Annotated in this window: 7 protein-coding genes and 5 pseudogenes; 10 read left to right on the forward strand and 2 right to left on the reverse strand. The window is 63.3% G+C overall.

From position 1 onward, the window contains the following. Positions 1 to 174: pseudogene (locus JMJ56_RS34100) on the forward strand (IS110 family transposase); the annotation flags it as partial. A 475-nt stretch (positions 175 to 649) separates the two neighbouring features. Next, positions 650 to 807, forward strand: a pseudogene (locus tag JMJ56_RS23990) (IS5/IS1182 family transposase); the annotation flags it as partial. A gap of 47 nt (positions 808 to 854) precedes the next feature. Here the strand turns inward: JMJ56_RS23990 and JMJ56_RS23995 are convergent. Further along, entirely contained in the window at positions 855 to 2,030 is a 1,176-nt protein-coding gene (locus JMJ56_RS23995; RefSeq protein WP_202834305.1) for an OmpA family protein, read from the reverse strand. A gap of 1,489 nt (positions 2,031 to 3,519) precedes the next feature. Here JMJ56_RS23995 and JMJ56_RS24000 point away from each other — a divergent pair. The 3 genes and pseudogenes from JMJ56_RS24000 to JMJ56_RS24010 form a co-directional block, all read left to right on the forward strand. Further along, a pseudogene (locus JMJ56_RS24000) lies at positions 3,520 to 4,480 on the forward strand (IS630 family transposase). Between the two features lie 88 nt (positions 4,481 to 4,568). Beyond that, complete coding sequence (locus JMJ56_RS24005; protein WP_202834306.1) at positions 4,569 to 5,684, forward strand: IS630 family transposase; 1,116 nt, start codon at positions 4,569 to 4,571, stop codon at positions 5,682 to 5,684. Positions 5,685 to 5,762: 78 nt separating this feature from the next. Beyond that, a pseudogene (locus tag JMJ56_RS24010) lies at positions 5,763 to 6,836 on the forward strand (IS630 family transposase); the annotation flags it as partial. A gap of 1,389 nt (positions 6,837 to 8,225) precedes the next feature. Here JMJ56_RS24010 and JMJ56_RS24015 read toward each other — a convergent pair. Then, positions 8,226 to 8,804, reverse strand: coding sequence for a phosphatase PAP2 family protein (locus JMJ56_RS24015; protein WP_202834307.1), 579 nt, complete (start codon positions 8,802 to 8,804; stop codon positions 8,226 to 8,228). A 283-nt stretch (positions 8,805 to 9,087) separates the two neighbouring features. Between JMJ56_RS24015 and JMJ56_RS24020 the strand changes: the two are divergent. From JMJ56_RS24020 to JMJ56_RS24040, 5 genes and pseudogenes are all read left to right on the forward strand, one after another. After that, a pseudogene (locus JMJ56_RS24020) lies at positions 9,088 to 10,286 on the forward strand (IS256 family transposase). Positions 10,287 to 10,534: 248 nt separating this feature from the next. Then, complete coding sequence (locus tag JMJ56_RS24025; protein WP_236038390.1) at positions 10,535 to 11,443, forward strand: IS5 family transposase; 909 nt, start codon at positions 10,535 to 10,537, stop codon at positions 11,441 to 11,443. A gap of 566 nt (positions 11,444 to 12,009) precedes the next feature. Continuing rightward, on the forward strand, positions 12,010 to 12,726 hold the full coding sequence (locus tag JMJ56_RS24030; RefSeq protein WP_202834309.1) for a sugar transferase: 717 nt from the start codon (positions 12,010 to 12,012) through the stop codon (positions 12,724 to 12,726). Between the two features lie 84 nt (positions 12,727 to 12,810). Continuing rightward, positions 12,811 to 13,986 carry an NAD-dependent epimerase/dehydratase family protein gene (locus tag JMJ56_RS24035; protein ID WP_202834310.1) on the forward strand — a complete coding sequence of 392 codons (1,176 nt, stop codon included), beginning with the start codon at positions 12,811 to 12,813 and terminating at the stop codon, positions 13,984 to 13,986. After that, positions 13,983 to 15,053 carry a CgeB family protein gene (locus JMJ56_RS24040; protein WP_202834311.1) on the forward strand — a complete coding sequence of 357 codons (1,071 nt, stop codon included), beginning with the start codon at positions 13,983 to 13,985 and terminating at the stop codon, positions 15,051 to 15,053. The genes JMJ56_RS24035 and JMJ56_RS24040 overlap by 4 nt, the downstream gene beginning before the upstream one ends. The last annotated feature ends 7 nt before the right edge of the window (positions 15,054 to 15,060 follow it).

A 15,060-nucleotide genomic window follows, 5' to 3' on the forward strand; every position in this document is an offset into this window, starting at 1 on the left:
CTGGTGCACGCGAGCAAGCCCTCGGCTCTGCGCAGTTGGGCCCTGGCGATCGCGCAGCGTCGTGGTCTGCAGAAGGCTCGAGTGGCGCTCGCGCGTCGCCTGGCTGTGGTCCTGCACCGCATATGGTCCGACGGAACCACGTTCCAGCCGCTCGGGAGGGCCGCCGCCGCGTAATCGGACCAGCCGCTCCAACGAGATCCGCGCGCGTCGCGGAGTGGTGTCCCCGTGGGGACGAGGGTGAAGCGAGGACGAAGCCGTTCCTGCTCCGGGCATCCCTGGGTGCCGAGGGCGCGTAAGGGAGATTGGTCCCGCCCCCCTTTAGAACCCCATCCTGGGGCGGCCAGTGCGCCGACCCCGAAGAGAAGCGTGAAACCCACGCGGGGCAGCACCACTGCCTGACGCACGTGCCCACGATTTCGGCTGGTGCGTGCTTGGCTGCGCTAGACGAAACTCTACAGGAGCGTCAATGCACCGATCGAGAGCTTCGAAGCGGCACTGAAGGGCGAACTCGTCGAGCCGCGCGCCTACCTGACGCGCGACGAAGCTAGGGCTGACGTATGCCAATCCTTGGAGAATTGTTACAATCGACGCTGCTTGCATTCGGCACCGGGCTATCTCACGCTAGAGCTGAAGGTGGCGACCTTCCATGCGGCTGCTTCAGCAACGCTCCTTCGCCTGGACTACGCGCTTCCGCCGCTTTGTGAAGGATTATGAGCGCTACGCCAGCACGCTCGCCAACCTCCACACCTCGTCGCCTTCGTCTGCCTCAAGCTCAAGCAAGCAGTTCTCCTGGCAGCAGGTATCTGACAAGTTCTAGGTCAAACCAACGGACCGACAATTGACCGCCTTAAGGATCAAGCTTGGCATCGCCTTGGAGTAAACTCTACCCGCCGGTCTAGCGCGTCCCGCATGTCATCCGTGCCGAGGCCGACGATCGGCTCTCGGCTGCCGCGCCCGACAGCGTCGCTGCGGTCCCGCAAGGGTGGTGCATGGCGCACCAGGGTGGCACGGACGGCTTGGGCCCGGGCGAGGGACAAGCGGTCATTGGTAATCGATGCCCCGGTCATGCTGGCATGGCCAGTCACCCGCAAACAAGTTTCCCGTTGCGCAACGCGCGACGCAATTTCCTCGAGCCACATCGGATAGGCTGCACTGACGCCTGGATCTCGCACGAACGCCGTGCCGCCCGGGCGGAACAGCAGCTTCAACCCCAGCCGATTCTTGCCCAAGCCGTAATCCACCACGCGACCGAAGGCGTCCCGTGCAGCGTCACGTTGGCCAAGCTCCAAATTCGCAAGATAAAGGCCGTTCAGCACGCGCAATTGCTGCCCACTCGGTTCGCCATCTGCCTGTCTGTAGAACGCCAGAGCGGATGCCATGTCGCCGCGCTCATAAGCCTGGATGCCTTCCGCAACCACGGCCTGAGCCCGAAGCCCACGCAGATAGGCAGGATCCATGGGTGTGCCCGGGGCTCCGGCACAGGTGCGGAGATACGCCGCCTTCGCCTCGTCGTCCGTCCAGGTCACGCTGTCGCGGAAGAAGGCGGTCGGCGTGGCATCGACGGTCTCGGCACGAACCCACGCCGTCGGATGCGACAGGATCATGCCGGTCTGCACATCCCCAAGCACCGCCCAAATGCGGTAGGTGTTGCTCGCCTCGGTACTATTGGTGAGGCTGCCAGCCTCGGTGACAGCCGTGATGGCACCGAGCAGGATCAATGGCTTCTCGTCGAGGGCGGCGAGGGTGAAAGGCTTGAGCTCCAGCTCGGGATGCTTGTCTCGAGCCAGTGCTGCGATCCGGCTCGCCATGGCGCGCGTCGCCGTCGTTTCTGCGCCGCTCGCGCGGTCAATCAATGGATCGATCACCAGGGTTCGGCGGGTCCCCGGCGGAATGTTCTTCTCGACGGCGAGGGTTGCCTCGGCCAGGCGCATCACCGCCTCGTCCAGAGGTAAGGCCTCCTTTGGAACAGCGACCGCGGCGGCGCTGGGCGGCGAGGGTGTTTGGGCGGCGCAAGCCGCGAGCAGCAGCATGACGGCGAGACCACAAGCTTGCAGCAGGTCACGGCCGCGGGGCGCAGGCCGATTGCAAGATCTGTCGAGCATCGGGAATTGGTACCTCGCCGAGTTGGAGACGTGCGAGCAGGGGCGCACAGCGGGAACTGACAGGTTGCCAGGGTGGCGCGGGGTGACCCGCATCGGCGGCCGCAAGCACCTTGTTCGGTACTGGTCGTTGTGCGCGCAGCCGTTCATCCGGCGGAGGCCGGAGACCGGGGGCCGTCGGTTGCCATCGAGGAGCATCCATCCGGGCCGAGGGCGTCCCCGGTGCGCCTCTAGCCACCGCAGTGGGGACCGGCGCCGCCGAACCAAGCATCATGCTCGGCATCGAGGCAGGCGCATCCACGGACGATGCCGCGGCAGCCGGCGGCTCCGTGACGCTGAGCGGCCAGGGTACCGCAGAATTTGGAGTGCGCGGGACGTGATGAGGCGGCGCGGATGCTGGGTCGTCAGGTTTGAGTGCCGGCAGCGCGCGATCGTCAATTATTGTGGCAGCAGCCGGGTCGTTGGGCCGGTGCAAAGCGTCACCAGCCGGCTTGGCTGTCGAACCAGGCTGCAGCGCATCGCTGAGCTCGCCAAGACGATTGATCGAGGCAACCGCGGACTCCGTCGACGCCAACGGCTCGGTGCGTTCAGATCGTCCCGCTGGTCCCTCGGACGGTATCTCACGGAATGCTCGCTCGGCAGTTTTAGATCGAATCGCACGTATAGATTGGTCATACAATGCCATGGCTGCTTCGAAGTCGCCTTGCTGAAACGCAGCATCACCGGCGCGCAGCAGGTCGCGGCTGGATGGTGATGGCTCGACCCTCGATTGGTGTTCGTTGGTTGCCGGATACAGCGGTCCTCGATGCAAAGAATTCACGCGAGCGTTGGCTGCGGCGTAGGCAGACGGCGAGACGCCGCTCATGTCAGCTGGCGTTGGCCCGTCATCCCACACAACCACCCCACCCAAGACCGCCAAGACCGCAACCGGCATGGAGATTGACAACCACAGTCCCAGCGCTCGGAACGGCCACCGCTTGTCATCTGCAACACCAACCGACCTTGGGGCCTGAAAGGTGTCGGCCGGCGAAGCCCTGCTGACACGCCACGCCGCTTCCGAAGGAGCATCGGCCAACGCTCGCGCCCTAACACTGTTGCGCTCGCTCAAAAAGCGAGAGCTCGGCATTGATCGAGGGGCCTGTTTGTTGCCGGAAAAAGACGCTGGCGCCGGAGATAACCCTTCCGGTCTGCGCGCGTCGGCAGAATTGGGCCATGGAAATGAAACTTGCATTCGAAAGTCGCGGTGCAGATGGCGGAATGGATGCCTGTCTGTTGGGGGCCGCGGCACGGTACCATCCGACATAAATGCCTCCTCGTACTTCATGTTCGTCCCTCTCCGACCGGAATTCTAGAGCATTTCAGGCTTGTACGGACTCACGGGGTCTGATTCGACGCTATTGGTGGAGCAGCGAGGCTGACGATGACGGCACCCCTGTCGCAGGACCTGCGGAAGCGTTTGGTTCGAGCTGTTGAGGAGGGCACCTCGGCCCGGGAGGCGGCGGCCCGCTTCGCGGTGAATGCCTCGGCGGCGATCAAGCTGGTGCGGCGGGTGCGCGAGACTGGCAGCACGGCACCAGCCCGGATGGTGGCTACCGCAAGCCGCTGCTGGCTGGGCAAGAAGAGTTCCTGCGCGACCTGACGGCCCAGCGGAAAGGCATCACTTTGGCCGAGATCCGGACAGCGCTGATTGAGCGCGGTGTGGTGCCGGTTTCGCTGATGACCATCTGGACCACACTGAAGCGGCTCGACCTGCCACACAAAAAAAGCTGCTGAGGCGGCCGAACAGGGTTCGAGGCACTGCCTCGGACGGCGATGTGGCCGAGCATCGGCGCCACTGGCGGGTCTGGCAGCGCTACATGGACCCTGAGCGCTTCGTCTTCCTGGATGAGACTGGCGCCGCCACGAACATGATCAGCCGCTACGGCTGGGGGCCGCGGAGCGAGCGTTTGGTCGACGCCACACCGCATGGCCACTGGCGCACTACCACCTTCATCGCAGGGCTGCGCAGCACCGGCCTGGTCGCCCCGCTCGTGCTGGACGGTCCCATGACCGGTGGGGCCTTCCTCGCCTATGTCGAGCAGCTCCTCGTGCCGGTCCTGTCCGAGGGCGACGTCGTGGTCCTCGATAACCTCGCAGCCCACAAGGTCGCCGGTGTCCGCGAAGCCATCCGCGCCACCGGCGCCAGCCTGCTCTACCTCCCACCCTACTCGCCGGACCTGAACCCGATCGAGCAGGCCTTCGCAAAGCTGAAGGCGTTGCTCCGCAAAGCCGCGGTCCGCACCCGTGAAGCGCTCTGGACCAGCATCGGCCGCCTGCTCGACACCTTCACCCCAGCCGAATGCCGCAACTACCTCGCCAACTCAGGCTATGCGTCCGAGTGAACTGGAAATGCTCTAGTGTCCTGACCGCGAAATAGCTAGCCACTGCTGATCACCTGTGATTCGCTGCGGGTTGCGGCGGAGATTGGGCATGGCGGCACCGAGGGCGGTTCAGATTGAGCTGTCTGACGCCGAGCGCGGCGAGTTGGAGGCGCGGCTGCGCCGTCGGAAGGTGGGCCGTAGCGACGCGCTGCGGGCACAGATCGTGCTGCTGGCGGCCGGAGGGTTGAGCAACCTGGCGATCGTGGAGCGGCTCGGGGTGGCTCGCATGACGGTGGCCCTATGGCGACGTCGTTTCGCCGAGCTGCGGATGGATGGGTTGGCCGAGGAGCCTCGTCCGGGCGCGCCGCGGACCGTCAGTGACGAGAAAGTGGCGGAGGTTGTGACGGCGACGTTGGAGACCTTGCCGGCGGGCCGGACGCACTGGAGTAAGCGTGGCATGGCAAAGGCGGCCGGGCTGGCACCATCCACCGTGCAGCGTATCTGGAAGGCGTTTTCGCTCCAGCCGCACCGGGTAGAGACCTTCAAGCTCTCGACCGATCCATTGTTTGTCGAGAAGGTCCGCGACATCGTCGGCCTCTATCTCAGCCCGCCGGAGCGTGCTCTCGTGCTGTGCGTCGACGAGAAAAGCCAGATCCAGGCCCTCGACCGCACGCAGCCACTGCTGCCGCTGTGCCCTGGCCGGGTCGAGCGGCGCACCCACGACTACAAGCGCTGCGGCACGACATCGCTGTTCGCCGCACTCGGCGTGAAAGCCGGTACCGTCATCGGCAAGTGCATGCCGCGGCACAGGGCAGCGGAGTTCCAGCGCTTTCTCGACACAGTCGAGGCCCGCGTGCCGGCGAACCTCGATGTCCACATGGTGATGGACAACGCCGCTGGCCACAAGAAGAAACTCATTCAGAGCTGGTTCGCCAAGCGGCCGCGCTGGCACGTCCACTACACGCCGACCTCGGCCTCTTGGATCAACCAGGTTGAGCGGTTCTTTGCGCTGCTGACTGAGGATGCCATTCGGCGCAGTGCCCACCGCTCAACAGCCGAACTCGAGGCCGCCATCAGAGCCTACATCGACGCCCACAATGCTGAACCGAAGCCGTTCACTTGGACGAAAAGCGCCGAGGACATCCTCGCCGCCGTCCAACGCTTCTGCCAGCGCACCGTGCACGTCCAAGCAAAGTGCCCACAAATTTCAGAATCAGTACACTAGCGGTCTGAGTCGGAAGTTGAGCTACAGTTTCCTGGGACTTGAGGATTAGGATGCTGCGCCTGGATTGGGAGGCGCATCATGTCCCGCGGGCCCAAGGCTGTGGCGCTGAAACTGACCGAAACGGAGCGGGCCGGGCTGCATCGCCTGTTGCGTCGGCGTGGCGTGGGCCAGGCTCTGGCCCAACGCATCCGCGTCGTGTTGGCTTGCGCCGAACCCAACGCGACCAACCTCGGGGTGGCCGAGGTCCTGGGCGTCAGCCGCCAGACGGTGGCGACCTGGCGCGGACGCTTCGCCGAGTACCGCTTGGAAGGATTGATGGACGCGCCGCGCTCTGGGGCACCACGCAGCATCAGCGACGATGCGGTCGAGCGCCTAGTCGCCCTGACGCTGGAGCAGGCGCCGCAGAACGCCACGCACTGGAGCACGCGCTCCATGGCGCGCCGCATCGGCATGAGCCAGACCGCGGTGTCGCGCATTTGGCGCGCCTTCGGCCTGCGACCGCACCGGGCAGAGACCTTCAAGCTGTCGTCCGACCCGGCCTTTGTTGAGAGGGTGCGCGACGTGGTCGGGCTCTACCTTGCCCCACCAGACCGCGCTTTGGTGCTGTGCGTGGACGAGAAGCCGCAGATCCAGGCGGCGCAAGGCACGGCACCGGCATTCCCGATGCGCCCAGGTCAGGCCGAACGCCCCACGCATGACTACCACCGTCATGGCACGGTCGACCTGTTCGCCGCGCTCGACGTGAAGTCCGGCAAGGTGATCGGCGCCTGCGAGCGGCGCCACCGCAGCGTTGAGTTCCGCGCCTTCCTAGATCGGGTCGATGGCTGTGTGCCGCCGGATCTTGAGATTCACCTCGTGCTTGATAACCTGAAGACCCATAAAACCCAGCTGATCCACGACTGGCTCGTCAAACGCCCGCGCTTGCATCTGCACTTCACGCCGACCAGTGCCTCCTGGCTCAACTTGGTCGAGTGCTGGTTTGCCCTCCTGAGCCGTCGACGCCTCGAGCGCGGCGCGTTTACCAGCACAGCTAGCCTGGAAGCGGCGATCCAGTCCTACATCGCCGAGACAAATGCCAATCCGAAGCCCTTCGTCTGGACCAAACCGGCAGACGACATCCTCGCCAGCGTCGCTCGGTTCTGCCTCAGAACTTCCAACTCAGACCACGAGGAAGCGGTTCACCAGATTCAGGTCGTTGACCGCCGCCTTCGCGCCAGCCAACTCTACCTGAAGCATCAGCACCTTCGCTTCGAGCGCGATGCTGGGTTGGGACCAGCTCGTAGCGCACGGTCCGGCACAGTGCTGCCAAGCCAACCTTGCTCGACATGCACCGGGGTTGGCCAGTCGGTTGGAGTACCGCCCTGGCGTGGCATCCGGATCCCAGCCCGCTCGGCTTCACGCAGCAAGCGGTTGGCCACGTCGAAGATCTGCTTCGCCGCCCTCATGGCGTTCTGATCGGGATTGACCTGCCGGTGGAGGGCTTGAGACTGCTGGTGGCTGGCAAGGAAGGTACGATCGGCGTCCCTGGCGGCCTCCAACCTCATCTCCAACCCGCGGCGGTAGATGGGGCGGTGTTGCTGGTAGATGGCATCGCGGACCAGGGCTTCCGCCGCAGCGATGCGGGGCTCCAGGCTGCGCGCTACGCTAGACGTGAAGGTCGCCCAGTTCGTCGCCTGAGTGGCAGCATCATGGGTGGCGTGGAGCTCTTTCGGCTGAACGACTTCGCCCGCCAAGGCTCGGGCCATTAGCCCCGGGATGGCGCTGCGGGTCTGCTCGACGGCGGCCTCAGCCTCATTCACCCGGGCCAAAGCCGCACCGTAGTCGGTTTTCGCTACTGCCAGAGCCTGGCGCGCAGCGTCGACTGGTTCTGCTAAGCCAAGATCGCCGGCGAATTCGCGTTTGAATAGCGCATCCTGGTCGGCCTGGGCCTTCTCAGCAATGCGGCGGGCTTCGTCGGCGATGCGCTGGGCTGCCTCGGCAGCTTTCATCTGCGCCTGGGCCGCGGCCAACACACGGAGGACGTGCTGCTTTTGGGCAATGGAGGCAAATCCCGCAGGATCGTTGAGCTCTCTCACTGCGCAACTCCCCCGTTGAGAAGGAGGTCGCAGTTTGCCAGTGCCAAGTCGGTTAGAACCGCAGAGACCGAGATCCGCACCCCATCGCGGGCAGCACGCTCGACAGCTGCACGCTGCAGAAAACGCAGGACTTCGGCCGGTAGCCGAATACCGGTCGTAATGTGCTCGTCAGATCTAGTTGGTACCGCTGCCATACCTTCCATCACACCGTCTCGTGCCACGATGTGAAGTTAGCAGTTTATCAAAACAAGAACGAATAAAGGTTTTCTGGCAAAGAAGGCCGATTTTTACCTATTCTGTTCGATAGAACCTTAAATTATCGTCGAGCGATACTGCTAGATCATCAAATAAGACCTGTTGAATTGCCTAGAAAATGGCTTGTTCGGGCGTTTGGCCAATGGTTTGAAGGTGAAGGGTGATACCCAGGAGCGACTCATCTTCAGCTTAAGAAGAACGAGAATTACGCTTAAAGCGTCGACGCCGACCGGATCTGCGCCGCCAACCATTGGAGCTCCACCTCGGCGTTGATGCTGTGGCCATAGAATGTCAACATGCCGAAGCATGCGATCGCAGTGAGGACCATCAATTCCAGGCCGGGGACAGTCGGGCGGCGTGGGCTAGCTAGGCAGGCGATGACCGATACGCCAACCAGACCAACCATTCCGCCGACGAGCACGTCTTCCAAAGTGTGGACCCGCAGCATCAAGCGAGTGAAACCAAAGATCAGGCTGAACATTGCTCCCGCCAGCAGGGCAAGGATCGTTCTTGATGCAAAGCGCTCTCCAATTAGGAACAACAAGCCAGCGTAGACAACGGTCCCGGCGGCGGTGTGGCCACTTGGGTTGACCAAACCCTCAAATTTGCCTGGATCAATAAAGACGAAGGTCAGCACTTTCAGCAGCAGCATCGTAGTCAAGGTGCAGATGACTGCGAGAGACCACGCGAGCGCATCGCGTCGTCGGCCAACGGCAGCAAGCGCCAAAGCGATCATCCCCACTAGCGGCAAGAGGAGACCGAGATCGGCGAAATTAGTAAGGAAGAGCATGGTGACCGCATAACACGTTCCGGCGTGGCATTTGGTCACAACTGGCAGGGATGGTTGAGCAGTTAGGCTGATCGGCAAGAAGGGGGGCTGGCTGCGGGTTTGGATCCCTGCAGGTGGCCCCCCGATCGACTACCGCAAACCCAAATCCTGTCCCTTCGGCCAAGAGCAGGATCGTGCCCCGGGCGTGGTGTAGGAGGCTGCCACCGTAATGGTGGCGGCCATCGTGGTGGTCCTCGGTAGGGCTTGGTTGTCGAAACCTACACCCGAACTCTGGATACCCACGATGACCGACAATAGGAATGCCCTTCGGGAGTTCTTGGAGGAGGGCTCGGATGCCGCTTTTCTCCGCGAGATGATCGCCTTCGCTGCTCAGCGGCTGATGGAGTTGGAGACCGATGGCTTGTGCGGCGCCGGCCATGGCGAGCGTAGCGCCGAGCGAGTGAATCAGCGCAACGGCTACCGCGAGCGGGATTGGCGGACCCGGGCCGGGACGGTGGAACTGCGCATTCCGAAGCTGCGGCGTGGCTCCTACTTCCCGGCCTTCCTCGAGCCGAGACGGCTGGCGGAAAGGCGCTGACGGCGGTGATCCAGGAAGCCTATGTCCAGGGTATCTCCACCCGCTCGGTGGACGACCTGGTCTGCGCCATGGGCATTGAGGGCATTAGCAACAGCCAGGTCAGCCGCCTGTGTGCCGAGATTGACGGTCGTGTGCAGGATTTCCTCTCCCGGCCGATCGAGGGCGACTGGCCCTATTTCTGGCTGGATGCGACCTACGTGAAGGTCCGCGAGGCGGGCCGGATTGTGTCGGTTGCGGTCACCATTGCAGTGGGCGTCAATGGCGATGGCCGGCGCGAGGTGCTCGGCATGGCGGTGGGCGCCTCCGAGGCGGAGACCTTTTGGACCGACTTTCTGCACGACCTGGCCCGACGCGGTCTGCGCGGCGTGAAGCTGGTGATCTCCGACGCCCATGAGGGTCTCAAGGCCGCGATGGCCAAGGTGCTCAGGGCGAGGTGGCAGCGCTGCCACGTTCATTTCGGCCGTAACGCTGCCGCCCATGCGGGCAAGACCCAGCGCCGCATCGTCTCGGCTTGGATCGGCACCGCTTATGCCGAGGCCGATGCTCCGGCCGCTCACGCTCAGTTGCGCCGGGTTGCCGACCAGCTCCGCCCCAAGGTGCCGAAGCTGGCCAGCTTGATGGACGCCGCCGAGGAGGACGTGCTCGCCTTTATGGACTTTCCCCGCGAACACCGAGCCAAGCTCCACAGCACAAACCCGATCGAGCGGCTCAACGGTGAGATCAAGCGCCGCACCGACGTGGTCGGCATCTTTCCCAACGAAGCTGCCGTTATCAGGCTCGTCGGCGCGTTGCTGCTCGAGCAGTCCGACGAATGGGCCACACAGCGCTCGCGCTACGTGACGCTGGAGACCATGACCGCGGTGAGCAATACTCCTGCCGTCAGCCTGCCCGTCGCGGCGGCCTGACGTCGCGGCTCAGCCCGCTAAGGAGCAGTGCTCCTACACCACGCTGTGGGACACGACCCGGGCCGCGCCGGGAAGGTGCTCCCTCACACTGTATCAAGTTCCGCGGTAAATCACCTCGTGTCCCGCTACGCCACCTAGGAGACCTGTGCGCGAATAGCGCTGGACGTTGGAGCTTGGCTCCGATTCGCTACCTGTAATCAGCGTCGGAGGCTTCCATGGCGCGTCGTCGGATTGGCCAGGACACGTTGATGTTCAGCTCTGTAGGTGCTGCACGTCAGTCGACCTTGGACAAGCTGCTGGAGCTGACCGACTGGACGCCGATCGAGTGGCAGCTGCGAGCTATCTCTTGTGCTGCGAAAGGCGAGCCAGCTTGGCCGCCCTTGGCCTTGTTTAAGGCCGTGCTGATCGCGGTCTGGCGTGACCTATCCGACGTGCGGCTGGCCGAGGCGCTCGATGATCGTGCCTCGTTCCGGCGCTTCTGCGGCTTCTCAGCCCACGAGCCGACGCCCGAGCGCACCGCCTTCGTGCGGCTGCGGGCTCAGCTTGTTGCGCGTGGCCTTGACCACGCACTGTTCGAGGTGGTGACAAGTCAGCTCCGGGCCAAGGCAATCACGGTCAAGACCGGCACCCTGGTCGACGCCACCGTGATCGCCTCGGCCAGCCACGCCGACCCTGAGGCCGGCTGGGCTGGCTACCAGCGCCGCAAGGCGATCCACAGCTTCAAGGCCCATGTCGGCGCCGATTCCGGTACCGCCCTGGTCGAGGCGCTCTGCGTGACCCCAGGCAATGTGCATGACGGCCGAGCCGGCGGCGATGCCCTGCCTGAGGCACCCGGCGAGGTCTATGCCGACAGCGCCTACCGTGGCCCCATCTTCGGCGCGGCGGTCGCCGCCCGCAGAGGCATGCCCCGCATCGTGCAGACCGGCATGTGGGGCCGCCCCGGCGATGACACGCTGCGCAAGCTCCGCCGCTGGAACTACGACATCCACCGTGTCCGCTGCCGCATTGAGAAGACTTTCGGCACCTGGAAGCGCAGCTACGGCCTGCGCCGCATGCGATGGCGAGGACTGGCCAAGGCCACCCTCCAGGTCCACCTCACCGCCATCGCCTACGACCTTCGCCGCTCCCTCACACTGCTAACTAGCCCAGCAGCATGAGCTGAGCAGTCTTCCCAAGCGACTCATTCCGTATCACTGTCGATCAGCCGACGTCAGCGATCGCAGTCAGCCATGCAGCGCGCCTCAAGCCCTACTCGCGCACAGATCTCCTAGGAAGCCGCGCAGGGGTGCAGCGTCGCTTGGCCGGAGCCCTCATCGCAGCGCCCAGCCTCAGCCCCGAAAGTAGCGCGGTGGCCACATCTCGCGGAGACGTGACGCACGATCTTTTGAACATAATTCTGCAGCTTTCTTGTGATTCAGCCGTTCATGCAATCTTGACCTTAGTAAAGTTACGTGTTCGTAACTTTTTTTTGCGCCTGCGAATAGATTTGGCAGTTGCCAATGATCACCCACAAATCGACGAGAGGCGGAATCTCTTAACTAAAGCAAAACGATACGGCTGCTCGTATAAATATCCCAAAAATAAGACTCTTGCTCGGATCCTGGATGAATTGTAGTCAAATTATGTGGAGAATGTGACGAGGCGCGGGATAATGGGTGAGTCCTCAAGCAGATGTCTCGTAAATATAGGTGGCACTCGCCAGGATGCTCTGCATAAGAGCAGCGTGCTGACAGGCATCCGCTGTTGGAAATCGGCGTTTGATGCTGAAATTATTTCCGCTTCTCAAGAACCTTATTCAGCAAGCAAGGCCGGAGACAAGCAGACATTGCTTAGGCGTTCGCTTAAGCGCGCGTTCGATGTCATCGGTGCAGCTATATTGCTTGCGCTTGCCGCGCCTATCATCTTCTTGGTCACTATTGCCATTGCGCTTGAAGGTCGTCCCATTTTCTTCGGGCATCAGCGTGTTGGCCGCGGAAATCGCACCTTCAGTTGTCTCAAATTCCGGACTATGGTGCCGAATGCTGAGGAGAAGCTTGCCGCGCTGCTGCAGGCTGACCCCGTGCTGGCGGCGGAATGGAGCGCGACTCAGAAGCTGCGCCTGGACCCTAGGGTGACCGCGATAGGCCGTATCCTGCGCGCCTACAGCCTCGACGAACTGGCGCAGCTCGTAAACGTCATTCGCGGTGATATGAGCCTAGTTGGACCGCGCCCGGTCACCGCCGGAGAGCTTGATCGCTACTACGGCGCTGCGGCGGCCGAATATGCTGCGGTGCGTCCCGGCCTCACCGGGCTCTGGCAAGTGAGCGGTCGCAGCGATGCCAGTTTTGCGCGCCGCGTCGCCCTCGATACCTCCTACGTCCGTAACTTCGGGTTTCGAAACGACCTACGCATCCTCCTCGCAACGCCGGCGGCGGTCTTGTTGCGCCGCGGCGCCTGCTGAGCAGCAGCGCAGGGTGATAGCTCCGTACCCTTTCCAGCGATGGTCTGTGAGCGGCCGGCGGGCCGCAATGTAAGGAAATTTGGTATGAAGGTCCTCATCACCGGCGGCGCCGGCTTCATCGGATCGCACCTCGCAAAACGGTTAGCGAAGGATGGAGCCGAGGTGACCGTGCTCGACAACCTGAGCGAGCAGATCCATGGCGCAGACACGGATTTTGCGCCCGATCTGCGCAGGGCCGCGAACTGCATCTACGGCGACATTTGTGACCGCGAACAGCTGACGCGCGCCATCCGTGGCCAGGACGCGGTTGTCCACCTCGCCGCGGAAACCGGCACCGGGCAGTCAATGTACGCCGTAGGCCGCTACTCCCGGGTCAATCTGCAGGGAACCGCAACCCTGCTCGACATTTTGGTCAACCGCAGCAGCCGGTCGGTGCAGCGCCTTGTCGTCGCGTCGTCACGCGCCGTCTACGGCGAGGGTGCCTATCGCTGTGCTTCGCACGGGCGCGTACACCCCTCCGCGCGTACTGCGGAAGCGATGGCGGCCGGGCGCTTCGATCCTATCTGTCCGGTCTGTGGTGGCGATGTCTCTGTACTTGCAACACAAGAGACCGCTCCGCTTGGGGCCTCGTCCTTTTACGGGCTCACGAAGCAGGCCCAAGAACAGATGGTGCTGCTCTTTGGGCGAAGCATGGGCATAAACGCCTTTGCGGTGCGATACCAGAACGTTTATGGGCCGGGCCAGAGCCTCGCCAATCCCTACACGGGCCTATTGGCTGCCTTCTCGAACCTTGCCAGGGCGGGTCGGGACCTGAATGTCTTTGAGGACGGACTGGAAAGCCGAGACTTCGTGCATGTCGAGGACGTCGTCGAGGCCACAGCCTCTTGCCTTGCGCCCACGGTTTCCGGACACCATGCATTGAATGTTGGCTCCGGTGAGGCGACCCCCGTTATCGAGGTCGCGAACGCTGTAATCCGCCACTTCGGATCCACCTCCCGGGTACGAGTGACAGGCGACTTCCGCGTTGGCGACATCCGTCACAACCTCGCCGACATCTCGCAGATCCGCGCCGTCACAGGCTTCGTGCCGCGTCGGCGGTTCCGCGACGGCGTCGTTGATTTCCTTGACTGGGCTGGGCGCAGCGCTCCGGTGGATGCGGGCTTTGATCGGTCAATGCGTGAGCTGCGAGAGCGCGGGCTTCTCGGAGTCCGGGCCACAGCGGATCTCGACCTGGCACTTGCAGAGACGGCGCTGTCGTGACCCAAACCCCACTGCCGGCCGAGGGCGCCGACACGCTGTTCATCTCGGCAAGCTTCTTCGGCTACGCCAAAGCCATTAAGGCCGCGCTCGAGGCTCGTGGACGGCGCGTCGCGTGGTTTGAAGACCGACCGCGCACGGATGCGGGTTCGAAGGCCCTTATCCGGTTGTTTCCCTCGGCTATGCAGGGGCTGTCTGACTCCTATTTTCGCGGCATTGCAGAACGGCTCCGTGGGCATCCAATTCGCGACGTGCTTATCATCAAGGGGGAGGCTCTCTCAATCGCAGCGACACAGGAGCTGCGCCGGGCGTTCCCGCAGGCCAGGTTCACGCTCTACTTTTGGGATAGTTACCGCAACATGGGTCGCGAGAGCCCGGCCAAGGTCAGCCTTTTCGATGCTGCCTACACCTTTGATCCGGTGGACGCCGAGGCGGACCTCAGACTCCGCTACAGGCCGCTGTTCTATCGTTCGGAATACGCGCAACTTCCGCTCCTGGACTCAGAAGTAGACCTCCTTTTCGTCGGAACGGCGCATACAGATCGCTTCGCGATCATGCAACGCATCGCCAACCAGCTTCCACCTACGCTGCGCTTCCGGCGCGTAATGTACCTTCCCTCGCGCGGCTTCTTCGAGCTTCGCCGCGTTCTCGACTCGCGCCTGTGGCGGGCGCGGCGAGAAGACTTCGTCTTCGCCCCGCTCTCCTTCGCTCAGGTGCTACGCCTCGTCGCAAGCGCGCGGACGCTGATCGACATTGAACGCGCCGTGCAGGCCGGTCTGACCATGAGGACCATTGAGGCGCTCGGTGCTGGGCGCAAGCTGGTAACGACGAACGCGCAGATTTTGCGAGCCGATTTCTACGATGCCCGCAATATTTGTGTCATCGACCGGCATCGCCCCGCCGTCCCGCTTGAGTTCTTAAGCGTCGCCTATCTCCGGCCGACGGAGGGCATACTGCGAAAGTACAGCCTCGAGGGTTGGCTCGACGAAGTGATGCCGGGCGCGCCCGCCGTCGCTGAGAGCCCTTTTGAGAAATCGGTTTGTGGAGTTCCCTTAAGGGCTGTGGCGTGATTCACGC

Origin of the sequence: Belnapia arida (assembly GCF_016773205.1) — a bacterium.
GTDB lineage: Bacteria > Pseudomonadota > Alphaproteobacteria > Acetobacterales > Acetobacteraceae > Belnapia > Belnapia arida.